We start from the raw sequence: 21,912 nt of genomic DNA, 5'->3' as shown, positions 1-21,912 counted from the left end.
GAACCATGCGTAGCGTTCCCTCTCTCCTGTCCATGCTGGGCGACCAAGAGCCGCCCCGGCGTGTCATGACGCCTTGGCAATATGTTCGCTTGCGAAGGCGCGCCGCCGGCCTCTCCATTGCCCAGGTGGCAGCGCCGTTCTGGGTTCGCCCCGAACATCAGCACGATGTAGAGCAGTATTTCCGTAACCTCGAAGCGGAGAATCTGCGCCACCAGCGGATCTACATCACCGAGGGCAAGCCCTACTTTTTCTCGATCGATGTCTATCACCAGTTGGCCAACCTGCCGGCACACCAGCATCCCCGGCTTTGCACCGGTTGCGGGTGGGACGAACACAGCGTCCAATATGACCATAACGGCAACGACGCCAATTGGTCGGCCGACGATCCCCAACTCTGCACCCGCTGCGAACAGGCCCGCGCCTGGGAAGACAGCCGGGCTGCTAAGGCGACCCGCCATGCGGCATGATCCATCCGCCCGCATCCATGCGCTGCGTTGCCGGTGCAACCGCTGCGCGCCGCGCAGTCGGCGTCGCGATCAGCTGGTCGAACTCGCGCTCAGCGCCTCGATCACTGTCGCCTTCGCCGGCGCACTGAACGCCGCCGGCATCGCCCTCATCATCACCATTGCCAACCAGGCGCCGACGATCGTCGGTCTGCCCAACTGAAAGCACGACACATGGCAAACGAAAATGCAGCCGCCGAAGACCTCCGCCTCGGCATCGAGCGCGTGGAGCGCCTGGAGGAAGAAAAGCAGGGGATCGCGGACGACATTAAGGACGTCTATGCCGAATATAAGGCCAAGGGCTTCGACACAAAACAAATGAAAGAGATCGTCCGCCTGCGGAAATTGCAGCCCCACGAGCGGCAGGAAATGCAGTCGATCCTCGAAACCTATCTGTCCGCCCTGGGCATGGACTGATGCGCAAAACCTGCCTCCGCACCCTTTTCATCATCGCCGTCCTGGCCGCCACGCCCTTCGTGGTGGCCTGGTCGCTCGCCAACGCCAAAGGAGATCGCCGGTGAAGCCTGCCAGCATCCCTCTCATTGACCACACCGCCCTAGCATTTTTGGCCGAAACGCCGGCGGGCCTGTCCGCCACCCACCATGTCGCCAAGGCTTGCGGCTTCGGTCTGACCTCCATGGCCCGCACCATGCTCCGCCGCCTCGCGCGGTGGGGCATGGTCGAAGGGGTCACGCCGATCGGCGGCGGCAACATCTATTGGTGGCGCATCACCGATGCTGGCCGGAAGGCGGTGCAGCCGTGAGGCGCGTCCCACAATTGTCGCTATTTACCACTGGCTTCGACAACCTCGCGATCGACGATCGCACGATCGCGGCAATCACCGCAGGCGCACCCGTCGCTTTCAGCCTCTCGGGCGGCAAAGACAGTGTCTCGATAAGCCACGCTGCCAACAGGCTGCTCGACCAATTAGGCCATCCTCACGATCGCCGCGTCGCAATTCATGCAGATCTCGGCCGCATTGAGTGGCCTTCGACACCGGCGACGGTTGAAGCAACTGCGGACGCGCTTGGGATACCGCTTCTGGTTCGCAACAAAAGTTATGACATGCTGTCAAAGTGGGAACGCCGCTTCGAACTTGGCCGACAACGATATGTCAATTTGGAAACCTACCATCTCACAGGCCCATGGTCATCGGCGAACAACCGATTTTGTACCTCAGAGATGAAGACCCAAGTGATGTTGCCAGCGCTATTGCGCCATTGGAGGCAGACCGAAATTGTTTCCGTCGTTGGTATCCGGCGCGAGGAAAGCGCGAAACGCCGCTTAGCTCCTATCTCGAAACGCGAAGGGCCAAGCTACACCAGGAAAGGGGGCGGGTGCATCACAACCTGGCACCCTGGCGTCAACATCACCGAGGGCGAAGTTTACGCCTATATCAGCGCTCACGGACTGCCGCTGCATGAAAGCTATCGAGTCCACGGCTCTACCAGGATGGGCTGTGCATTCTGCGTTCTAGCCAGCGAGCAGGATATTACGGCGGCAGCAAGGGCACCTGGCAACAGAGGCGTGCTTTTCCACCTAGTCGAGCGGGAGGCATCTTCTACATTCAGCTTCCAGCCTCAGCGGTGGCTGGGCGATGTCGCGCCTGATCTACTGCCGGCATCGTTGGCGGCTGATCTGTGGCGAGGCAAGGTGCTGGGGGCGGATCGACAGCGGCTTGAAGCTGCTATGCCGCAAAATCTCCGTTACGTGAAAGGGTGGCCCCAGCGTATCCCGTCGATAGACGAAGCCCAACAGATTGCTCAGGTTCGACGCTCCATCCTGGCGGTGCACAATCTCAACACGCCCTACGATACCGCCCATCTTGTTCGCGACCGCATTGCAGAACTCTACCACTCGCAACGGTTACAGGAGGCAGCATAGTAATGACTAACGATCGTCTCCTCAAAATCGCTGACGTCATGCAGCGCACGTCACTATCTCGATCACATATCTATACGCTGGTATCGCGCGGACAATTTCCCGCACCTCGCAAGCTGGGTCCGAAGTGTTCTCGTTGGGTAGAGAGCCAGGTGGACGCTTGGCTGCAGGATGCTGCCTAAAAGCTATCGACCGGGCCGCCCCGGCCCGGTCGCTGCCCATCTGATCGGCTCGCCGATGTGCATTTCCGGCGGCCACATATCGGCGATCAAAATATCCGCCCAGTCCTGCGCCAGTTCGCGTCGTCGCTCCATATAGGCCGCGCGATTATAGGCCTTCTCAACCCGGTTGGCGGGGACATGGGCCAGCATCAAATCAATGATCGCTCTATCCGGCGACACACCAGTGTTGCCGGCGGCGCGCCATTGACGCTCGACCCTTTCATTCATGATGGTCGAAAAGGCCGATCGGAACCCATGGGGGACGTGACGCTGATGATATCCGGCCCGGATCAGCAGCGCGCGCAACGTGTTTTCAGACATGGGCCGGTGCAAATGGCGATCGGTCGGAAAGACCAACGCGATTTCACCAGTCAGCGGCAGCATCGCCTGCAGGATAGCAACGGCTTGCGGGGCGAGCGGGACCAGGTGATCGCCCTCGATCTCAGTCTTCCGGTCGATGTCACCTTTCATCCTGGCCGCCGGTATGCGCCAAAGCGGTGCCGCGCCATCCAGCCCTTCGAACTCCGCCCAGCGCGCACCATGCAATTCGTTCGGTCGCACGGCCGTCAATGCCAGCAGCCGCAAGGCAAGTTTCGTCTGCGCGCGGCACCGTTCGCCCTCACAATCAATGATCACCTGGCGCAATTCGGTAAGCGTCGTGATCGCAGGTTGGGGCTTCGCCTTGGGTTTCTGCGGCAATGCTACTGCCAGACCAACTGCAGGATCACGCACGGCGCGGGCCGTAGCGATGGCGAACACAAAAATGCCGCTGATCCGCTGCCGCGTCCGGTGCGCAGTTTCGACAGCGCCGCGATCGGCGATCGACCGGAGCAGTTCGAAAACCCGTGGCGTCTCGATGTCGGCAATCGGCAGCGAACCTAGCACGGGAAAGACCTCTCCCTGCAGATTGTCCATGACGTCCTGAGCGTGAACCTTAGACCAGCGTGATTTCTGCAGCCGATGCCATTCCCGCCCGATTTCTTCGAAGGTCGGCCGCGTGTCCGCAATTGGCGCGGCCCGCTGGAATAGATCGACCGGCTTCGGCTCTATTCCCTTGGCCAACAGCGTCTTGGCCACGTCGCGCGCCTCCCGCGCGTCCTTCAACGATATGGCGGGGTAGGTGCCGATCGTCAGCGTCTTCTGGACAGGCTTGCCCGCGTCGTTCTTGCCAAACTGGTAATTCATGCGCCAGGTGCGACCGCCCACGGTCGACACATGCAGGTAAAGCTGGCCCCCATCCGTCAGCTTATAAGCCTTGCCGGTCGCCTTCGCGGTGCGGACCTTGGTGTCCGTCAGCGCCGCCATACCATATCCTCCGAATCACATACCATAGGTCAAACCATATGGCAGACCGGCTGCATGAGAACAAATGAGGACAATTGCGGACAAATTGGAGCCGACAAAGCACGCAAATCTGCGGCGTTTGGCTTCATGCGGTCCGATGCTGTCGAAAAATTGGCGGAGACGGAGGGATTCGAACCCTCGGTGGCCCCTTAAGGCCACGACGGTTTAGCAAACCGCTGGTTTCAGCCACTCACCCACGTCTCCGCACGAAATTTGCCCACCCAGACAGGAGAGCAATGGCTGGCAGGGGCTATAGCGAGGGCTTTGCAGCATGGCAACGGGCTGATTGCGGAATTTTCGCAGCCTTTCGTCTTTCGTTCCGGCGCGGAATCGACTCGGGTCGCCGTTCGTTCATTGTCGTTTCAGCTTGCTGGTCGCAATGCCCTATGATGACTAGGAAGCGGGCTTTTCGGGGAGTAACGGGCATGATCGGCATCAAAGGGCAGAGGGGCGGCCGCATCGCGCGCGCCACGGCGCTGGTCGCGGCGCTGGCGGGCATGGCGCTGACGCCGCTCGCCGCCTCCGCGCAGGTGAAGACGATCGATCCCAATACGGCGATCGATTCCGACCTCGCGCCGCCGCCGCCGGCCAACACCACCCCCACCGATCCCGGCGTCGACGCGAGCGTCACCCCCGGCGTCGCTCCCTATGAGCCGCAGGCGGGCAACGCCGCCGGCAACACTGCCACCGGGGCGCCGGTCACGACCAACTCGCCGCCCGCCGCCCTCTCGCCCGCCGAATCCTATCAGGAGGATGATCTGATCGGCGCGGCCGAAGGCGTGTTCGGCAAGGGCGCCGAGGGCCTTGCCGGCATCATCGAGAAGGTGCTGAAGGATCAGGGCCGCCCCAACGCCTATATTGCCGGGCGCGAAGCGTCGGGCGCCTTCGTCGTCGGCCTGCGCTACGGCTCTGGCACCCTCAACCACAAGGTGGAGGGCAAGCGCGAAGTCTATTGGACCGGCCCGTCGATCGGATTCGACGTTGGCGGCAATGCGGCCAACACCTTCGTCCTCGTCTATAATCTCTACGACACCCAGGAACTCTACCACCGCTTCCCCGCGGCGGAGGGCACCGCCTATCTGGTCGGCGGCTTCACCGCTTCCTATCTGCGCTGGGGCAATGTCGTGCTGATCCCCATCCGGCTGGGCGTCGGCTATCGCCTGGGCGTCAACGCGGGCTATATGAAGTTCAGCGAAAAGCGGACCTGGTTGCCTTTCTAAAGCAGACTTAACACCCTTTCCGCCTGCGCGTAGCGCGTCAGTCGCAGCGAGGTGGGCACGGCGCGCGTCTACAATCCCAGCGCCAGTTGCCCGCCCTGCGCCGCGTTCTCTTCCTCCCCCTCCAGATTATGCACGCCCAGTCCCAGCAGCCGCGCCCCCATGCGCAGCGGCAGCTGCGCGACCAGCAGTTCCCGCCCGGCCTGCGCCAATATGTCGGGCGACCGCACCGGCGTCGAGAAACTCCGCGACCGGGTGATGATGCGGAAATCGGCGAACTTCACCTTCAACACCACGGTCCGGCCCCAGGCCTGCGCTTTCTCGATCCGGGTCCAAAGGCTCGCCGCGATCCGCTCGATCTCCGCCACCAGCGCCGCTTCCTCGACCAGATCGTCGAAAAACGTGTCCTCCACGCTCACCGACTTGCGCCCCTCGCGCTCGCGCACCGGCCGATCGTCCTCGCCCCGCGCCGCGCGATAATAATAGTCCGCCGCACTGCCGAAATGCGCCTGCAGGAAGCGCATGTCGCGCGCGCGTAAATCCGCGCCCGTCTCGATCCCCAGCGCCTGCATCCGCTTCGCCGTCACCGGCCCCACGCCATGGATGCGCCGCACCGGCATCGCCGCGATGAAGGCCGGCCCCTCGCTCGGCCGCACCACGCATACGCCGTCGGGCTTGTTCTGGTCCGACGCCAGCTTGGCGATCAGCTTGTTGTAGGACACGCCGGCCGACGCGGTCAGCCCCGTCTCTTCCCGGATCATCCGCCTGATCTCTTCCGCCACCTGCGTCGCCGACGCGATGCCCGGCTTGTTCACGGTCACGTCGAGATAGGCTTCGTCCAGCGACAACGGCTGGACGATATCGGTGAAGCGGCTGAAAATCTCCCGCACCTGTCCCGACACCGCGCGATACACCTCGAACCGCGGCTTCACGAAGATGAGGTTGGGGCAAAGCCGCCGCGCCCGCGCGCCCGGCATGGCGGATCGCACGCCGAATGTGCGCGCCTCATAACTGCATGTCGCCACTACTCCGCGCGGCCCGCCGCCGCCCACTGCGATCGGCAATCCTCGCAACGAAGGATCGTCGCGCTGCTCAACCGACGCATAAAAGGCGTCCATGTCGACATGGATGATCTTGCGCAGCGGCGGCGGCGAGGCGTCCATGCGCCGCCTATGCCATAATCAGGAACGAAAGGGAAACAGAGTCGGCTGCGTCAATCCTGGAGGCGCAGATTGTCGAGCAGCGTCTCCAGATGGGCGCGGCCGATCCGGCTCCACACATTATAGGTGCAGCGCTGCCCGTCGATCCGCAGATATGCAAGCGACTGCGAGCCCTTGCCCTCCGGATTGGCCGCAGGATAAGGTTCCGCGCCGATCAGCCCATAGCCGGCGAAGGCGGGGCCGGGCAGGGCGGCCAATGTGCGCCTGTACGGCCATTGCCTGTCCAGCCGCGCCCGCTGCGCCGCATCCGGCTCGGCATCCATGAGGATGATGCCCGGCCCGGCAAAGCCATAGGCGCTCCGTTTCCCCGGCAGGTCGAACGCGACCGCCCAGCCGCCGCTGAAATCGGCTGCGCGCGCCTTGCCCTTGGCGCCGCCGTCGGACAGCAGCGCCAGCGGCGCGCATTGGGCCCGATTCTCCGCCATGTCCCACTGGACCCGGGCCACATCCTCACCGATCATGGGCCGCGCCTGCGCCCCACCCGCGGCGCTCGCCAGCATGAGTGCGACCAGAATGGCGGACATGGGGAAATCCTATTCCTTGTCCTTGAGCGCCAGCAGCGCCGCGAACGGGCTGGCCTGTTCCTCGCTCAGCACGCCCGCCTCCTTCAGATAGGCGTCCGCGTCGGGCGCGCGGGGAAAGGGCGTCATCGCCAGCGCCATCGTCTCGGCCACCGCTTCGCCCATGTCGATGACATGGCCGTCATAGCCGATCGTGTCGCAATCCTCCGCGTCCAGCTCCAGTTCGTCGGCCGCTTGAACATCTTCGCTCTCGACCACGAAGCGCAGTATGAAATCGCTGTCGATCGTTTCGGGCACCGGCACGCCCGTCGCGACGCAGGGCTGGGCCAGTTCCGCGCGCACCCGCCCGCGCGCGACGATCGCGCCATCCTCGTTCGCCACGCCATAATCGGCCTCCAGCCGATCGAGCGCCGCCAGGCCGAATCGCTGCGCCAGCGCGTCGCGCTCCGGCTGCTTCGCCGCGATATGCAGCTTGCCCGCCAGCCGCGCGATCTGGTCGACCTTGTGGGTCCGCGAAAATTCGGGGACCAGATTGGGGGAGGGATTGATGCTCATCCGATATCTCCCGTCAGCAGCGCGTCGCGCGATACGCAGCCCAGCCGTGTCCAGCGCGCCCGCAGCGCGCCTTCGACATGGGCGATCGCGGCGTCCTCCACATCCGCGCCGCGATAGAGGTTGCGCCGCAACGCCTCCGCCAGATCGGCCTCGCCCGTCAGCGCCGCGCGATAGGCGCTGATCCGCCCGCCCAGCGCGCTCATCATCCGGCCGACATGTTTGCCGACTACGACGTCGCCAATGCCTTCCTGCCGCAACTGCCCGTCCATGTCGTCGACGAACAATTCTGTCAGCCACACGCTCTCCTGCGCGCCATTCTGCTGCTCCAGCCGGATCAGCACCTGCGCCAAAATCGCGACGATCATGTCGAATCGCCCGTCCAGCGTGTCGGGCACCGCGCCCGCGACATACCAGTGCGGCTCCCGTCCCTCCCGGATCACGGCGTTATAGAGCGGGCGCAGCCCCTCTTTGGGATCGGTGCGGCCAAAGAGGCGCTGGAGGAAGGAGGGGGAAGCGGACATCGGGCAACAGCTTTTCGTGACGGATCGGACGGCGACGCACCGTCCGATGTTTTGCGCCCCTTGCCGGGGCTTGCGCATTTCCATATTGATCGCTGCGTCGCCCAATGCAATGGCGACATCAGTTTCTTGGGTTCGCGGGACGGCCCCCCGCAGGAGAAGTTCATGCGTCAGTTCAGCCGTCATTCGCCACGCGGGCGTATCCTGCTCGCGATCGGCCTCAGCGCGCTGGTGCTGGGCGCATCGGGCTGCACCCGCATCCGCACGCATCAGGGCTATTCGATCGACAAGCTGCTGGTCGATTCGGTCCAGCCCGGCATCGATAACCGCGCCTCGGTGGAAGGGACGCTAGGTCGCCCCAGCTTCGTGTCGCAGTTCGGCGAGCAGGACTGGTATTATGTGTCGCGCGAAATGCGCGCACTCGCCTTCTCCAATCCCAAGCCGGTGGAACAGACCGTGCTGCGCGTCCGCTTCGACCCCGCTGGCAATGTCGCGGCAGTCGATCGCATGGGTCTGGACCAGGTCGCCCACATCTCGCCCATGGGCGACAAGACCCCGACGCTGGGCCGCAACCGCAGCCTGTTCGACGAGATTTTCGGCAATATCGGCGCGGTCGGCGCTGGCGGCATGGGCGGCGGTGGTGGCGGCAGCAACACCGGCGGCGGCCCGAACGGCAGCTAAAATCTCGCCGTTACCTCTCTCCTGTTCGGGCTGAACCCGTCGAAGCCCTGTTCTTCCTTTTGCGACGTCGAAAGAAAGAATAGCCCCCTGCGACTGCCTGCCTGCAGCTGGCGCTCAGGACAGGCTTCGACAGGCTCAGGGCGATCGGGTTTACTTCAAACTCGATGCTTTCAATAGGCCGATCCAGCGACCGGCTTCACTCCCAGCCGCCGCCCAGCGCCAGGAAGATCGCAATCTGGTCCTGTACCAGTTGCGTCCGCGCTGCCGCCGCGGTGACCTCCGCACTGGCCAGGCTGCGTTGCGCGTCCAGCAGCGACAGGAAATCGCCCCGTCCGAATCGGAACAGCTTGCCCGCCTGGCTTGCGGACAGCGCCGCGCTGTCCCGCGCCCGGTCCAATGCCGCCGCCCGCTCGGCATCGCGGCGATAGCTTTCCAGCGCCGTCTCGGTCTGGCGTAGCGCCTCCAGCACCGTACCGTCGAACCCGGCCAGATCGCCCTGTACCGCGGCATCGGCCTGCGCGATGCGCGCCCGCACCACCGGCCGGTTGGGGAAGCTCCAGCTGATGAGCGGCCCCAGGCTGAAGCCGAATCCCGTGCCCGAACCCAGATCCTTGAGCGGCCCCGACAGGCCGACCGACCCGCCAATGCTGATCTGCGGATAGAGGTCGGCGGTCGCCACCCCCAGCCGCGCGGTATCCGCCGCGATGGCGCGCTCGGCCTGGCGGATGTCGGGTCGCCGCCGGATCAGCGCCGCGCCGTCGCCGACGGGCAGGGCCATGCGCAAGGACGGTAGCGCGGCGCAACTCTCGACATCGCGTGGGTAATCGGCCGGCGGCCGCCCCAGCAGGGTCGCCAGCAGGTAAAGCCCATTCTGCCGTTGCGCCTCGAACGCCGGCAGCGCCGCCGCGCTGCTGTCCACCGCAGCCTGCGCCCGGCTGACGTCGAAGGCGGTGCCGCGCCCGCCCTTCGCCAGCCGCCGCGTCGCGTTCAGCGTATCGCGCTGCAACGCCACCACCCGCCGGTTTACGCCCAGGCTGTAATTGGCCGCGCATATCTGTGCATAGGCCCGCGCGGTCGCCGCCGCGACGCTGACCCGCACATAGTCGCGCGCCGCTGCGCTGGCCTCGACATCCGCGCCGCTCGCCTCGATCGCGCGCTTGATCCGGCCGTTGAGGTCCAGCGGATAGCTGGCGGACAGGCCCAGATCATAGCCGACCACGCCCGGCAGGCTGTAGCCGGTGCTGGATGGCCGCGACAGCGACAGGCCGCTGCCGCTGACGCTGGTCGTGACGGTGCGCCCGGCCTCCGCCTCCCGCAATACCGCCTGTGCCTGGGCCAGATTGGCGTCGGCCTGGCGCAGGTCGGTATTGGCGGCCAGCGCCTGCGCGATCAGCGTATCGAGTTGTGGATCGGCATAGAGACGCCACCAATGGTCGGGCAGGTCGGCCTGGCTATATTGCCCGCCCTGCGCCGAATGAAACGCCCCGGTCGCGGCCGGCGCGGTGGCGGCGGACCGGGCCGGCGGGCGATAATCCGGCCCGCCGGTCGCACAGGCGGACAGGGCCAACACCAACAGCGCGGCCCCCAAACCCTTATGCGGTCCCGCGCAGGCGGGAACAGGCTGCCTTTTGGTCCGGTTAGCCTTAGCCATGACGGCAAACCCCCGCCTTGCCATCCTTGTCCCCATTTTTCTCAGGCGCCGCGGGCTGCACCGTCACCGTTGCGGTCCGGCCCGAAATCAGCCGCAACCCCGCCGGCGCCTTGTCCAGCTTCACCCGCACCGGAATGCGCTGGGCCAGCCGCACCCAACTGAAGGTCGGCTCGACGGAGGGGAGGAGGTTGCCGCTGTTGGTCCGGCTGTCGTCGTCGATGCCGAAGGCGATGCTCTCGACCCGGCCGTGCAGATCCTGCGCCTCGCCCATCAGCCGCACCGTCACCGGCGCGCCGATGCAGATCAGCCCCAGCTTGGTTTCCTCGAAATAGCCCTCCACCCGCATCGAATCGCTGTCGATCAGGGCCAGCGCCTGGCTCCCCGCGCCGACATAGTCGCCCGGATGCAGGTCCAGATTGGTGACCACGCCATTGACCGACGCCAGCACCCGCGTCCGTTGCAGGTTCAGCGCCGCGCCCTCGCGCGCGCTCATCGCCTCGGTCAGCGCGGCCTGTGCCGTCTCGACCCGCGCGACATTCTGCTCATGCGTCTCCGCAGCCACCAGGTCGCCCAGCGCCAGGTCGCGCCGCGCCTCCCGCCGTGCCTGCGCCAATGTCGCCTGCGCGCTGGCGATCTGCGACCGGGCCTGATCCAGCGCCAGTGCGTAACGCGGCGTGTCGATCACGAACAGCAGGTCGCCGGCCTTCACCTGCTGGTTGTCATGCACCGCGACCGACGTCACGAGCCCGCTGATGTCGGGCGTCACCCGCACCACATCGGCGCGCACCCGCCCGTCGCGGGTCCAGGGGCTGCGCTCATAATGATTCCACATCCAGATCGCGACCAGCGCCGCGGCGATGACGAGCAGGATGGTGGCGGCGCTGCGGACCAGCCCCTTCCAAAACGGCGAATCGGACAGGCGGTTCATAGACGGATTCCAAAGGTGGGGACGAGCAAGGCGAGGCCGCCGAGCAGGAGGATGAAAAGGCTGAGGTCCACCGCCGCGCGATAGGCCAGGAAGCGATAGAGGCCGAAGGCGGCGATCAGCCGGGTCAGCGCCCAGCTCAGCACCAGCGCGACCAGCGCCAGCAGCAACAGGGTGGGGATGAAGATGCCCCCCATGGCAATTTCGCCGGTCATGCGATGGCTCTCCGATAGGCATGGGCGTCGGGGAAGAGGTTGCGGCGCAGGCTCACCAGCCCCAGCACGCCCTCGCGGCGCACCGGCAGGCGGGGATGGGCGCTCAGCGCGTCGATGGCGCCGTCGATATCGTGGAGCAGCGCGGGGTCGGCGGGCACCGGCTTGTCCGGGTCCAGCCCGCGATAATGGCGGCTCACCCCGCCCAGCACCGCGGTCAGCGGAGCGCCTTCTTCCGGGGGCAGGTCCAGTCGCAACTGGCGCAGTTCGCCGATCGCGACGCCTGTACGCAGGTCGCGCAGGGCGTCGTAGAGCGGCTTGCCGCTGTCGGCACGGGTCGCCGCCAGCCGCGGGGCGAGCAGGGCGATGCGGTCGAGCATCCGGTTGATCCAGCCGCGCACGTCGGGCGGGCTCATCAATGTCGCGCGATTGGCGATGTCGGTCCAGCCGGCGCGCAGCGTGCGGCGGATCGCGCGTTCGACCCCGGCCGACTGCAACAGCCCGGCCATCAGGATCGCGAACCAGATGCCGACGATCTGCGCCACCGCGCCGTTGATATAGCTGCCAAAGGCGCTGACATAGCTGCTCGACAGCAGCACAGGACTGCCCAACCCCAGCAGGGTGGGCAGCGCAATCCCCGCCCAGCGCGGCGACGCCATCATCGCGCCCAGCAGCAGCAAAGCGGGCGCATAGGCCAGCGCCAGCATCAGGAAGCCGTCCAGCCGCGGCATGATCGCATAGCCGTACAGCGCGCCCAGCGCCGACGCCGCGACCGTGCCGACCATGAAGCCCCTGAGCGGGGCCAGCGGATTGTCGACCGCCGCGAACAGCGCCAGGAACACGCCCGCCAGCATCACCGCGGTGCCGCCATCCTTCCAGCCGCTCAATATCCAGATCGCGCAGCCCAGCGCCACCGTGACGAAGGCGCTGAACGCGCCGCGCGCTGCGCTGGCATAGTCGCGGTGCAGTTCGCGGTTGCGCCGGCCCTCCAGCAGTTGCGCGACGCGCGGCGTCACCGCGGCGCGACTGTGCGTCGCCATCTGGTCGTGCAGGTCGCGGCAGTCGCGATGCGCCGCGATCAGCGTGGCCAGCCGGGCGTAGAGGCTCAGGCGCATCATGTCGGCCCAGCCCATGTCGGGTGCCGCCGTCGGCTCAAGTCCGGCGCAGCGGTCGATCAGCGCCTGGGCCAGCCGCGCCCGGCTGTCATTGTCGACCACCGGCGAATCCAGCCAGTCTCGGACATCGGCGATCAGCCTCTCGACCTGCGGCGGCACGGTTCCGCCGTTGGCGGCCTTTAGCTGCGCCAGCCGGTCCTCCGCCGCCGCGCCCAGCGGCAGCAACAATGACAACTGGTCCTGCAACGCGCGAACCGTCCGCACTCGCGGCGCCAGGCGGCTGATGTCGAAGGGCAGGTGGACCGACATCTGGTGCAATTCGGTGACGTCCTGCGCCAGCCGGCGGCGCTCGGCGTCCAGCCCCGCTACCGGTTCCGTCGCGATCGCGTCGCGGGTCCAGCGCTCGGCGTCGCGCAGCATCGCCTCCACCCGCGCCAGCAGCACGCTGCTGATCGATCCGGGCAGCACCACGCTATGGACCAGGCTGCCGCAGGCGATGCCGATCAAAATCTCCTGGACGCGCAACGACGCCACGGTGAAGATGGTCTGCGGCGTATCGACGTCGGGGAAGACGATCAGGCAGGCGGTATAGCCCGCCAGCACGAACATATAGGATCGCGGCGTGCGGTCCATCAGCGACACGAATACGCACAACGCCAGCCATGACGCCATGGCCAGCACCAGCAATTCGGGCGCATTGACGAGCGGCGGAACGATGGCGACGGCGAACGTCGCGCCGACCAATGTGCCGATGGCGCGAAAAACCGCCTTGGAAATCACCGCGCCGGCCATCGGCTGGGCGACGATATAGCTGGTCAGGAATGCCCAATAGGGCCGCTCCAGCCCGATGCTGAACGCGAGGTAGAGCGCCAGCATGGCCGCAACCAGGCATTTGAGGGAAAAGAGCGCGACCGGTACGCCGAAGCGTTCGCCGAAGCGTTCGCCGAAGATCTTGCCGCTCATGGCCGGATGCTCACGCCGCGCTCTTCCGTTCGGCGATGCGCAGGCTCAGCAGGTCCAGCAGCCATACTGCGACCTCGATCGCCTCTTCGGGCACGTCCTTCAGCAACTCGGCCCGCAGGGCGTCGAGCTTCGCTTCGATCCTGCCGACCAGATCTCGCCCCGCCGGAGCCAGCCCGACAATATTGGATCTCTTGTCGTCGGGATGTTGCGCCCGCGTCACCAGTCCGCCGGTCTGCAACTGGTCCAGCGTGCGGACCAGCGATGGCTGGCTGATATCCAGCGACTCGGCCAGCGCGCTTTGCCCTACCTCGCCACCCAGCCGATCGATATGGATCAGGCACCATCCGGCGCTGTTGGATACGCCGAATTCCGCCAGGGCAGTGTCGGCCAGTTGCCGCCAGGCGCGGGCGACCGGAGCCATCTTGTGCGCCAGTGCGCGCTTGGGTTCTGACAGGGGCATTTCCATTAGATAGCTAACTAATGGAAATTGTCAACGGCGTATTGCTGTCTCGCTCGCTGTCGCGCACAGGAAGGTCGCGCCGCGATTATTAAAGCCAGAACCGGGCTCCCGCGCAGGCGGCAGCCCGGTTCTGTCGTCTGAACTACACGCCGCGCTTTAGCGGGAACCCGCTGCCGACGGCGGACGATGCCTAAGCCCGGCGCGTCCCGTTGAAGGCCGACGCGCCGAATGCGCCGAGCTGCATCGTGCCGGTGATGGCATCGCCCGCCACGTCGGCCTCGCATTCGAGCGTCATCGGCATGGGCATGGTCATTTCCATCTTCCATGTCAGCTTCGCGCCATCGACCTTGCCGTCGACCACATCCAGCGACCCCATCATCCCGGCAAAGGTGCCGTTGAAGCGGTCGCCGCTGCTGATGACGGTGAAGACCCCCTTCTGGTCGCCCATCGGCGTTTTGGCCACGCAATCATAAGCGCCATCCACTGCAGCCATCTCGATTCTCCTTTACGTTGGCGTCAATCAGCCAATGTGCCCATTTCCACCGGCAGCCCTACCGCGTCAAGCTGCGGTCGCACCAGCTTGGCGTCGCCTACCACGACCCAGATCAGCCGGTCGGGGTTGATCGCCTCGCGCGCGGCCTTGTCGAAATCGGCGGCGGTCATGGCGCGATAGGTTTTGGGCAGCGTCTCGTAATAATCGTCCGGCCGCCCGATCAGGTCGTTGCGCATCATCGCGCTCAAAAGGTCGGAGGACGTTTCGAAACTGCCGGGCAGAGACAGGATCTGGCTGTTGATCGTCTGGTTGCGCTCCGTTTCGGTCGTGCCCTTGGCGGTCAGGAAATCGCTGATATCCTTGCGCGCGGCGACGATCGACTCGCCGGTCTTGTCGGTCTGCACCGGGGCATAGACCAGCAGAGGGATCGTTTCCTTGACGCCGGGTAGCGCGGACCCGGCATAATAGGCCCAGCCCTTGGTTTCGCGCAGGTCCATGATCAGGCGCGAGGAGGATGATCCACCCAGCACCTCATTGGCGGTCTGCAACGTCACGGGATTGTCGGTCCCGCTCTTGTTGGTCAGCAGCCCGGCCAGGATCATCGACTGCGGGCTTTGCGGCTTGTCGACCAGCACGATCCGTGACGGGCGCATCATCCGGTCCATGCGGAACGTCTTGACGCCCTTCGCCACGCCGGGGGCTTTCCAGTCGCCGAAGCGCTTTTCCAGCAGCGGCATCAGTTCGGCCAGCGTCGTATCGCCCGCGACGAAGATGGTCGCATTGTCGGGCCGCAGCCAGGCATCGTGGAATCCGGTCAGGTCCGCCCGCGTCACCGCCTTGACGCCTGTCTCCGTGCCGGACCCGGTGAAGGGAATGCCATAGGGATGGGCCTGCCCATAGAGCAACGGCGGCAACATCCGCTGGGCGATCGCCATCGGCTCGGTCTTCTCCGACGCGATCTTGGTCAGCATCTGGCTGCGCAGCCGCTCCACCTCCGCCGGGGCGAAGGCGGGATTGCGGATCACATCGGCCAGCAGGTCCAGCGACGCATCCAGATTGGGCTTGAGCGCGAACAGGCCCACCGTGGTCCGGTCCATGCTGTTGGCCGCGCTGATCGACGCGCCCAGCCGCTCCTGCTCCTCGGCGATCTGGATCGACGACCGCGTCCTGGTCCCTTCGTCCAGCAGCGCGGCGGTCAGCCCCGCCGTGCCCAGCTTCGCCTTGTCATCGGCCGCATTGCCGGCATCGAACGCCACCGACACGCGCACCGTCGGCACCGTAGTGCGTCGCGCCAGCGCGACCTTGATGCCGTTCTTCAACGTCGCATGCTCGATATCGGGGAAGTCCAGATCCTTGACCGGCTCGATCGGCGGCTCGGCGATCTTGGTCGGCGCCGGCGGCGTCGCAGCGACGGGCGCGGCGGCATCGGGATTGCGGAAGAAGGCGGGCTTGTGGGTCGCATTGCCCGCCAGCGCATTGTCAGCGGCCGACCGCTCGCCCGGCGCGACGGTCAGGCGCAACACCGGCCGTCCCAGCCATTTGCGCGCGGCGGCGCTCACGCTCTGCGGCGTCGCGGCGGCATAGACGGCCAGATCCTTCTTATATTTGGCCGGATCGTTGGAATAGACCGCGCCTTCGGCCAGCGTCACCGCCTTGCCGCTAAAGCCGCCGACCTTCTCCAGCCCCGAAATCGTCCCCGCCGCCTGGCCCGTCGCCGCGCGCAGCACCTCGTCCGCGCTCGGTCCCTTGTCCAGATAGTCGGCCAGCAGCTGGTCGAGCCTTTTGCCCACCGCGACCGGGTCCGCGCCGGGCTTCACGTCGACCGTGATCTCCGCGATCGACAGCTTCTCGAAAGGCTGGATGCTGGCCTTCACGCCCACCGCGACCTTCTCGTCACGCACCAGCGCATTGTCGAGGCGAGAGGATTTCAGCCCGCCGAACACCGTCATCGCCAGGTCCAGTTGCTGCAATTCGTCGGAATTGACCCCCGGCACGATCCAGTTGCGATAGAGGCGCGTCGCCGCGACATTGTCGTGCATCACCTTCTCGACATCCTTGTCGAGTGTCGGCACGGTTGCATCCACATCCTTGGGCGCGGGGCCGGCGGCGATATTGCCGAACCACTTCTCCACCTTCGTCTTGGCCGTGGCGGCATCGATATCCCCGGCCAGCACCAGCACGGCGTTGTTCGGGCCATAATGGGTCTTGAACCAGCTCTGCACGTCGGCCAGGCTCGCGGCGTTCAGGTCCGCCATCGACCCGATGGTGGAGTGGCGATAGGGGTGGCCCGCGGGCAGCATCGCATCGAGCTGGGCATATTCGACCAGGCCATAGGGCTCATTCTCGCCCATCCTCTTTTCATTCTGGACCACGCCACGCTGGGTATCCAGCTTGGTCTGCGTCACCGCGCCCAGCAGATGGCCCATGCGGTCGGATTCCAGGAACAACGCCCGGTCCAGCGCGCCGGTCGGCACCGTCTCGAAATAATTCGTCCGGTCGAACCAGGTCGTCCCGTTCCAGTCGGTCGCGCCGATATCCTCCAGTCGCCCGAAGAACGGCCCATCGGCATTTTCCGACCCATAGAACATCAGATGTTCGAACAGATGGGCGAAACCGGTCTTGCCCGCCGGTTCGAACCGCGATCCGACATGATACCAGACCGACACCGCCACCACCGGCGCCTTGCGATCGGTATGGACGATGACGCGCAGCCCGTTCTTGAGGGTAAATTCCTCATAGGGAATATCGACCTGCGACACGAGGCTGGCGACCGGGGCGGGAGCCGCCGCCGCAACGGGCTTGGCAGCCTGCGCCATCGGCGACAGCGCCAGGACGGACAGGCCCATCGTCAAAGACAGGCGGCGCGACATCGGGGAAAGGGCCATGAGAACCTCATGAAAAGGGAGACTTTGCAGCGATAGAACACGGCCGCTGCACATAAGGCCGCAGCATAGCGGGCCGTTTTAGACGTGCAATACGCTTATTGCTGGACAGGGCGGGGGTAGGGCGGCAATCCTCCGCCCATCCCGCCATCCAGTGGACAGATATCTCCATGAAAACCCCCTTCGCCCTTGCCGCCATGACGGCGCTGCTGTTGCCCGCCGCTCTCCCGGCCCGGAGCGCCGCCGATCCGGTATTCACCGCCGCCGCCATGCGCGCCCATGTCGAATTTCTCGCTGACGACCTGCTCCAAGGGCGTGATACTGGCAGCGAAGGGCATGAGATCGCGGCGCGCTACGTCGCCAGCCAGTTTGACGGCCTCGGCCTCAAGCCCGCCGGGGATGCAGGCGGCTGGCTCCAGCGCATCGCCTTCCAGCAGACCGAACGGACGAACATTCCCGCCGTCCTGACGCTGACCGGCCCCGCGGGTGACAAAAGCTGGACTCACGGCACCGACGTCATCGTCGGCCTGAACCCCGACGAACCCAAGGTCGATCTGTCTGCGCCGCTGGTCTTCGTCGGCTATGGCATCGAAAATGCCCGCATGGGCCTCAACGACTATGCCGGTCTCGACGTGAAGGGGAAAATCGTCGTCACCCTGCGCGGCTATCCCAAGGGGTTGCCGAGCGAGGAGGGGGCGCATCTCTCCGCGACCAAGGCGAAGGTGGCGGAGGCGCACGGCGCGGTCGGCATGCTCTCGGTCGGCACGCTGCAATCGATGAAAGCGCGGCCCTGGGCGCGGATGCTGACCTTCGCCAACGAACCCGATTTCACCTGGGTCGATACCGATGGCCAGGCGCATGTCGATGCGCCCGGCATCCGCGCCGCCGCATCCGTGAACGAGCCGGTGGTCGCAGCGCTGTTCGCCGGCGCGCCCCAGTCGATCGCCGCCATCCGCAAACAAGCCGACAAGCCGGGCGGCAAGCCCAGAGGCTTCGCGCTCAAGGGCAGCGCCCGCATCCAGGTGGAAAGCGTGGGCAAGCGTGTCACCAGTCCCAATGTCGTCGCCATCCTGCCGGGCAGCGACCCGGTGCTGCAGCGTGAATATGTCGTTCTGTCCGCCCATCTCGACCATATCGGGATCAGCGAGGCGAAGCCCGACGACAAGCCCGATACCGATCGCATCAACAACGGCGCGCTCGACAACGCGGCGGGCATCGCGACCCTGCTGGAAGTCGCCCGCGCCATGGCGCAATCCCCGCAAAAGCCGCGCCGCTCGATCATCTTCCTCGCCTCCACCGGCGAAGAAAAGGGTCTGCTCGGCGCCGACTATTTCGCCCGCCATCCGGCGGTGCCTGTCAGGCAGATCGTCGGCAATGTCGATCTCGACATGCCGTTGCTGCTCTATCCCTTCACCGACGTCATCGCTTTCGGCGCCAACCATTCCACGCTCGGGCCGATCGTGGCGAACGCAGTCGCACCGATGACCATCAAACTTTCGCCCGACCCGATGCCGCAGGAAGGCATCTTCGTGCGGTCGGATCATTATATGTTCGTGAAGCAGGGCGTGCCCGCCGTCTTCCTCGCCACCGGCTTCGCCAATGGCGGCGAAAAGGCGTGGGGCGATTTCCTGGGCGGCGCCTATCATCATCCGGGCGACGATATGAACCAGAAGATAGACTGGAACGCAGGCGCTCGTTTTGCGGAAGCCAATTACCGCATCACCCGCGCGCTGGCCGACAGCGATGCCGCGCCCCTTTGGTATCAGGCGGATTTCTTCGGCGACACCTTCGCGCCCAATGCGAAGAAAGCGGCGCATTAGGATAATCATGCGCCACCCCTTGTGTGCTTTTTAAGCAACACTACATCAATCCCGTCATATTGGGTGGACGTACATGAACATCGAAAAATTCACTGACCGCGCCAAAGGTTTCCTCCAGTCGGCGCAAACCGTCGCGATCCGCATGAGCCATCAGCGGATCGGCCCGGAACATCTGCTGAAGGCTCTGCTGGAGGACAGCGAGGGCATGGCGTCCGGCCTCATCAAGGCGGCGGGCGGCTCGGCGCAAGTTGCGCTGCGCGACGTCGACGCGGCGCTGGCCAAGGTGCCGGTCGTATCGGGCAGCGGCGCGCAACAGACCCCCGGCCTGGACAATGACGCCGTGCGCGTCCTCGACAGCGCCGAGCAGGTCGCGGCGAAGGCGGGCGACAGCTACGTCACCGTCGAGCGCCTGCTGCTCGCGCTCACCCTCGCCACCACCACGACGGCGGGCAAGGCGCTCGCCGCCGCAGGCGTAAAGCCCGAAGCGCTCAACGCCGCGATCAATGCCTTGCGCGGTGGACGCACCGCCGACACGGCGGGTGCGGAGGATCGCTACGATGCGCTCAAGAAATTCGCCCGCGACCTCACCGAAGCGGCGCGCGCGGGCAAGCTCGACCCGGTCATCGGCCGCGACGAGGAAATCCGTCGCACCATCCAGATCCTCGCCCGCCGGACCAAGAACAACCCGGTCCTGATCGGCGACCCCGGCGTCGGCAAGACCGCGATCGCCGAAGGTCTCGCGCTGCGCATCGCCAATGGCGACGTGCCCGATACGCTCAAGGACCGCACCCTGATGGCGCTCGACATGGGATCGCTGATCGCGGGCGCCAAATATCGCGGCGAGTTCGAGGAACGGCTGAAGGGCGTATTGGACGAGGTAAAGGGCGCCGATGGCCAGATCGTCCTCTTCATCGACGAGATGCACACGCTGATCGGCGCGGGTAAAAGCGAAGGCGCAATGGACGCGGGCAATCTGCTCAAGCCCGCTCTGGCGCGCGGCGAACTCCATTGCATCGGCGCGACCACGCTGGACGAATATCGCAAATATGTCGAAAAAGACCCCGCGCTCCAGCGGCGCTTCCAGCCCGTCTTCGTCGGCGAACCCACGGTCGAGGACACGATCTCGATCCTGCGCGGCCTCAAGGAGAAATACGAACTTCATCACGGCGTACGGATCACCGACGGCGCGCTGGTCAGCGCGGCGACGCTCTCCAACCGCTATATCACCGACCGCTTCCTGCCCGACAAGGCGATCGACCTGATGGACGAGGCCGCCTCGCGCCTGCGCATGGAGGTGGAATCCAAGCCGGAGGAGATCGAAAATCTCGACCGCCGCATCATCCAGCTCAAGATCGAGCGGGAGGCGTTGAGGAAGGAGACCGACAAGGCATCGGCCGACCGGCTCGACACGCTGGAAGAGGATCTCGCCAATCTGGAGGAGCAATCCGCCTCGCTCACCCAGCGCTGGCAGTCGGAAAAGGACAAGATCGCCGGCGAAGCGAAGGTCAAGGAGCAACTCGACGCCGCCCGGCTCGAACTGGAGCAGGCCCAGCGCGCGGGCGACCTCGCGAAGATGAGCGAACTGTCCTACGGCACCATTCCCGCGCTGGAAAAGCGCCTCGCCGAAGCGGAAACCGCTTCGGAAGGCGCGATGCTGCGCGAGGAGGTGACGGCGGAGGATATCGCCGGCGTCGTCGCGCGCTGGACGGGCATCCCGGTCGAGCGGATGATGACCGGCGAGCGCGAAAAGCTGCTGGCGATGGAAGAAACGCTGGGCAAGCGGGTGATCGGCCAGGCCGATGCGGTCAAGGCGGTGTCGACCGCCGTGCGCAGGTCACGCGCGGGTCTGCAAGACCCCAACCGGCCGCTCGGTTCCTTCCTCTTCTTGGGGCCAACCGGCGTTGGCAAGACCGAACTGACCAAGGCGCTGGCAGGATTTCTGTTCGATGACGACAGCGCCATGGTGCGCATCGACATGAGCGAGTTCATGGAGAAGCACAGCGTCGCCCGGCTGATCGGCGCGCCTCCGGGCTATGTCGGCTATGAGGAAGGCGGCGTCCTGACCGAAGCCGTCCGCCGCCGCCCCTATCAGGTCGTGCTGTTCGACGAGGTGGAGAAGGCGCATGGCGATGTGTTCAACATCCTGCTCCAGGTGCTGGACGATGGCCGCCTGACCGACGGGCAGGGACGCACGGTGGACTTCACCAATACGATCATCGTGCTGACGTCGAACCTGGGCAGCCAATATCTCACCGGCCTGGCCGATGACGAGCCGGTGGAAAAGGTCGAGGATCAGGTAATGGACATCGTCCGCGCCCATTTCCGCCCGGAGTTCCTGAACCGGCTGGACGAAGTAATCCTGTTCCACCGTCTGGGCGCGGCCCATATGGCCCCGATCGTCGATATCCAGGTGGCGCGTATCGGCAAGCTGCTCAAGGATCGCAAGATCGTGCTCGATCTGACCGACGAGGCGCGTGCCTGGCTCGGCCGGGTCGGCTATGACCCGGTCTATGGCGCACGCCCCTTGAAGCGCGCGGTCCAGCGCTATCTGCAGGATCCGCTGGCCGACCTGATCCTGCGCGGCGAAATCCCCGACGCATCGACCGTCCGGGTCGAGGATGGCGACGGGGCGTTGAGGCTGGAGGTCGTTTAAGGCTGCCGCTCTGCTGCAAAGACGAAAGGCCCACCATATGATATGGTGGCCCTTTTGCCATATCACCAGCTTTTCAC

The 21,912-nt window shown here is 65.5% G+C and carries 22 protein-coding genes and 1 tRNA gene; 10 read left to right on the top strand and 13 right to left on the bottom strand.

Going from position 1 to position 21,912, the window contains the following annotated elements:
* The first annotated feature begins 5 nt into the window (after window positions 1-5).
* From ABT375_RS12625 to ABT375_RS12600, 6 genes are all read left to right on the top strand, one after another.
* Window positions 6-467: a hypothetical protein gene (locus ABT375_RS12625; RefSeq protein WP_416462740.1), complete on the top strand. Its 462-nt coding sequence runs from the start codon at window positions 6-8 to the stop codon at window positions 465-467.
* Window positions 457-666: a hypothetical protein gene (locus ABT375_RS12620; RefSeq protein WP_416462739.1), complete on the top strand. Its 210-nt coding sequence runs from the start codon at window positions 457-459 to the stop codon at window positions 664-666. The genes ABT375_RS12625 and ABT375_RS12620 overlap by 11 nt, the downstream gene beginning before the upstream one ends.
* Before the next feature lie 11 nt (window positions 667-677).
* Window positions 678-920 (top strand): DUF2312 domain-containing protein, encoded by a 243-nt coding sequence (locus tag ABT375_RS12615; protein ID WP_416462737.1) that lies wholly within the window; start codon window positions 678-680, stop codon window positions 918-920.
* A gap of 100 nt (window positions 921-1,020) precedes the next feature.
* Window positions 1,021-1,266 carry a hypothetical protein gene (locus tag ABT375_RS12610; RefSeq protein ID WP_416462735.1) on the top strand — a complete coding sequence of 82 codons (246 nt, stop codon included), beginning with the start codon at window positions 1,021-1,023 and terminating at the stop codon, window positions 1,264-1,266.
* Between the two features lie 14 nt (window positions 1,267-1,280).
* A complete protein-coding gene (locus tag ABT375_RS12605) occupies window positions 1,281-2,387 on the top strand; it encodes a phosphoadenosine phosphosulfate reductase family protein (RefSeq protein ID WP_416462732.1) in 1,107 nt (368 codons plus the stop codon).
* 2 nt (window positions 2,388-2,389) lie between these two features.
* On the top strand, window positions 2,390-2,566 hold the full coding sequence (locus ABT375_RS12600; protein WP_416462730.1) for a helix-turn-helix transcriptional regulator: 177 nt from the start codon (window positions 2,390-2,392) through the stop codon (window positions 2,564-2,566).
* Window positions 2,567-2,569: 3 nt separating this feature from the next.
* Here ABT375_RS12600 and ABT375_RS12595 read toward each other — a convergent pair whose 3' ends face one another.
* Window positions 2,570-3,910, bottom strand: a complete 1,341-nt coding sequence (locus tag ABT375_RS12595) for a tyrosine-type recombinase/integrase (RefSeq protein ID WP_416462728.1) — start codon at window positions 3,908-3,910, stop codon at window positions 2,570-2,572.
* Between the two features lie 151 nt (window positions 3,911-4,061).
* Window positions 4,062-4,153 (bottom strand) — tRNA-Ser (locus tag ABT375_RS12590).
* Between the two features lie 221 nt (window positions 4,154-4,374).
* On the opposite strand from ABT375_RS12590, the gene ABT375_RS12585 reads away from it, so the two are divergent.
* Window positions 4,375-5,169: a DUF1134 domain-containing protein gene (locus tag ABT375_RS12585; protein ID WP_416462726.1), complete on the top strand. Its 795-nt coding sequence runs from the start codon at window positions 4,375-4,377 to the stop codon at window positions 5,167-5,169.
* A 68-nt stretch (window positions 5,170-5,237) separates the two neighbouring features.
* Here the strand turns inward: ABT375_RS12585 and dinB are convergent, their stop codons facing one another.
* From dinB to ABT375_RS12565, 4 genes are read right to left on the bottom strand one after another with little or no spacing between them, the layout of a single operon-like run.
* Window positions 5,238-6,329 (bottom strand): DNA polymerase IV, encoded by a 1,092-nt coding sequence (gene dinB, locus ABT375_RS12580; protein ID WP_416462724.1) that lies wholly within the window; start codon window positions 6,327-6,329, stop codon window positions 5,238-5,240.
* Window positions 6,330-6,379: 50 nt separating this feature from the next.
* Window positions 6,380-6,910: a hypothetical protein gene (locus ABT375_RS12575; protein WP_416462722.1), complete on the bottom strand. Its 531-nt coding sequence runs from the start codon at window positions 6,908-6,910 to the stop codon at window positions 6,380-6,382.
* Between the two features lie 9 nt (window positions 6,911-6,919).
* The gene (locus tag ABT375_RS12570; protein WP_416462720.1) at window positions 6,920-7,462 is read right to left on the bottom strand and encodes a DUF177 domain-containing protein; all 543 of its coding nucleotides are present in this window, start codon (window positions 7,460-7,462) and stop codon (window positions 6,920-6,922) included.
* Window positions 7,459-7,983, bottom strand: coding sequence for a ubiquinol-cytochrome C chaperone family protein (locus ABT375_RS12565; protein ID WP_416462718.1), 525 nt, complete (start codon window positions 7,981-7,983; stop codon window positions 7,459-7,461). Before ABT375_RS12565 ends, ABT375_RS12570 begins: the two co-directional genes overlap by 4 nt.
* 162 nt (window positions 7,984-8,145) lie before the next feature.
* On the opposite strand from ABT375_RS12565, the gene ABT375_RS12560 reads away from it, so the two are divergent.
* A complete protein-coding gene (locus ABT375_RS12560) occupies window positions 8,146-8,661 on the top strand; it encodes an outer membrane protein assembly factor BamE (RefSeq protein WP_224546576.1) in 516 nt (171 codons plus the stop codon).
* Window positions 8,662-8,857: 196 nt separating this feature from the next.
* Here ABT375_RS12560 and ABT375_RS12555 read toward each other — a convergent pair whose 3' ends face one another.
* The 7 genes from ABT375_RS12555 to ABT375_RS12525 all read right to left on the bottom strand — a co-directional run bounded on the left by ABT375_RS12555 (window position 8,858) and on the right by ABT375_RS12525 (window position 17,365).
* Window positions 8,858-10,234 carry an efflux transporter outer membrane subunit gene (locus tag ABT375_RS12555; protein ID WP_416462716.1) on the bottom strand — a complete coding sequence of 459 codons (1,377 nt, stop codon included), beginning with the start codon at window positions 10,232-10,234 and terminating at the stop codon, window positions 8,858-8,860.
* Between the two features lie 70 nt (window positions 10,235-10,304).
* Window positions 10,305-11,240, bottom strand: coding sequence for an efflux RND transporter periplasmic adaptor subunit (locus ABT375_RS12550; protein WP_416462714.1), 936 nt, complete (start codon window positions 11,238-11,240; stop codon window positions 10,305-10,307).
* Window positions 11,237-11,452, bottom strand: a complete 216-nt coding sequence (locus ABT375_RS12545; RefSeq protein WP_416462712.1) for a DUF1656 domain-containing protein — start codon at window positions 11,450-11,452, stop codon at window positions 11,237-11,239. The genes ABT375_RS12550 and ABT375_RS12545 overlap by 4 nt, the downstream gene beginning before the upstream one ends.
* Window positions 11,449-13,527, bottom strand: coding sequence for an FUSC family protein (locus ABT375_RS12540; protein ID WP_416462710.1), 2,079 nt, complete (start codon window positions 13,525-13,527; stop codon window positions 11,449-11,451). Before ABT375_RS12540 ends, ABT375_RS12545 begins: the two co-directional genes overlap by 4 nt.
* 10 nt (window positions 13,528-13,537) lie before the next feature.
* Entirely contained in the window at window positions 13,538-13,987 is a 450-nt protein-coding gene (locus tag ABT375_RS12535) for a MarR family winged helix-turn-helix transcriptional regulator (RefSeq protein WP_224546571.1), read from the bottom strand.
* A 190-nt stretch (window positions 13,988-14,177) separates the two neighbouring features.
* The gene (locus ABT375_RS12530; RefSeq protein ID WP_224546570.1) at window positions 14,178-14,480 is read right to left on the bottom strand and encodes a hypothetical protein; all 303 of its coding nucleotides are present in this window, start codon (window positions 14,478-14,480) and stop codon (window positions 14,178-14,180) included.
* 23 nt (window positions 14,481-14,503) lie between these two features.
* A complete protein-coding gene (locus ABT375_RS12525; RefSeq protein ID WP_416462708.1) occupies window positions 14,504-17,365 on the bottom strand; it encodes a M16 family metallopeptidase in 2,862 nt (953 codons plus the stop codon).
* A gap of 167 nt (window positions 17,366-17,532) precedes the next feature.
* On the opposite strand from ABT375_RS12525, the gene ABT375_RS12520 reads away from it, so the two are divergent.
* Both ABT375_RS12520 and clpB read left to right on the top strand, forming a co-directional pair.
* Window positions 17,533-19,182: a M28 family metallopeptidase gene (locus ABT375_RS12520; RefSeq protein WP_416462706.1), complete on the top strand. Its 1,650-nt coding sequence runs from the start codon at window positions 17,533-17,535 to the stop codon at window positions 19,180-19,182.
* Between the two features lie 73 nt (window positions 19,183-19,255).
* Window positions 19,256-21,835 (top strand): ATP-dependent chaperone ClpB, encoded by a 2,580-nt coding sequence (gene clpB / locus ABT375_RS12515; protein ID WP_224546567.1) that lies wholly within the window; start codon window positions 19,256-19,258, stop codon window positions 21,833-21,835.
* The last annotated feature ends 77 nt before the right edge of the window (window positions 21,836-21,912 follow it).

The organism is Sphingomonas sp. VDB2, assembly GCF_047946695.1.
GTDB classification, from domain to species: domain Bacteria; phylum Pseudomonadota; class Alphaproteobacteria; order Sphingomonadales; family Sphingomonadaceae; genus Sphingobium; species Sphingobium bisphenolicum.
Note: the sequence above shows the minus strand (reverse complement) of the source record. Positions and strands in the feature narration are given on the sequence as shown.